The following is a 1,080-nucleotide window of genomic DNA, read 5'->3' on the forward strand; positions in this document are numbered from 1 at the left end:
TAGTAATCGCAGGTCAGCATACTGCGGTGAATACGTTCCCGGGCCTTGTACACACCGCCCGTCACACCAATCGAGTTGGATGCACCAGAAGTCATCTGCGGATGCCAAAGGTGTGTCCGGTAAGAGGGGTGAAGTCGTAACAAGGTAGCCGTACCGGAAGGTGCGGCTGGATCACCTCCTTTCTAAGGAGAGAACGTGAGCTTGCTGTTTAATTTTGAAGGTTTAGTTCGGCTGTTAAAGCCGAAGGAAATCTTCTATAATACTTAATAAAATAATATGAAAATAAAATAAATCCTGATAACGATGGGATTTATATTTATTTAAAAAGAAAATGGGCCTATAGCTCAGTTGGTCAGAGCGCACGCCTGATAAGCGTGAGGTCAGTAGTTCAAATCTACTTAGGCCCACCATTTTCTATTCTTTTAACATACGCATGAATAGCAACTGGTATATATGGGGGTATAGCTCAGCTGGGAGAGCGCCTGCCTTGCAAGCAGGAGGTCAGCGGTTCGAATCCGCTTACCTCCACCAAAAACTCTTTAATTATTACTAAGTATATAAATAAGTATATAAAACTGTACATTGAAAAATGCATATAGGAAATAAATTGATTAAGCTAGAAAGAGCTTATGGTGGATGCCTTGGCATTCAGAGTTGAAGAAGGACGCGACCGGCTGCGAAAAGCCGTGGGGAGCTGCTAAATAAGCGTAGATCCGCGGATATCCGAATGGGGCAACCCACCAGTGTGGAGCACTGGTATTATGTGGTGAAATAAGTAGCCATGTAAGAACAAGCAGGAGAACTGAAACATCTTAGTACCCTGAGGAAAAGAAATCAAAACGAGATTCCCTTAGTAGCGGCGAGCGAAAGGGGAAGAGTCCAAACACTTAAAGTGTAAGTCTGTAGACGTTGCTTTAAGTGGGTGTAGGATAGACTGTCTAAAAGCTACAGCTTTTGGCTGACTTAAATTTTTTACCGAGTCGAATGAACTGGGAAGTTCAACCGTAGGAGGTAATAGTCCTGTAGACGTAAGGTAAAAGAAGTCAGAGAATTATCCAGAGTATCACGAGACACGAGAAA

The 1,080-nt window shown here is 43.2% G+C and carries 2 tRNA genes and 2 rRNA genes; all 4 read left to right on the top strand.

The annotated features are described in order from the left end of the window. Positions 1-182: ribosomal RNA gene (locus tag HSACCH_RS05240) — 16S ribosomal RNA — on the top strand; the annotation flags it as partial. A 151-nt stretch (positions 183-333) separates the two neighbouring features. After that, positions 334-410, top strand: a tRNA-Ile gene (locus HSACCH_RS05245). A gap of 45 nt (positions 411-455) precedes the next feature. Next, positions 456-531 (top strand) — tRNA-Ala (locus tag HSACCH_RS05250). A 78-nt stretch (positions 532-609) separates the two neighbouring features. After that, positions 610-1,080, top strand: a 23S ribosomal RNA gene (locus tag HSACCH_RS05255); the annotation flags it as partial.

Source organism: Halanaerobium saccharolyticum subsp. saccharolyticum DSM 6643, assembly GCF_000350165.1.
GTDB classification, from domain to species: domain Bacteria; phylum Bacillota; class Halanaerobiia; order Halanaerobiales; family Halanaerobiaceae; genus Halanaerobium; species Halanaerobium saccharolyticum.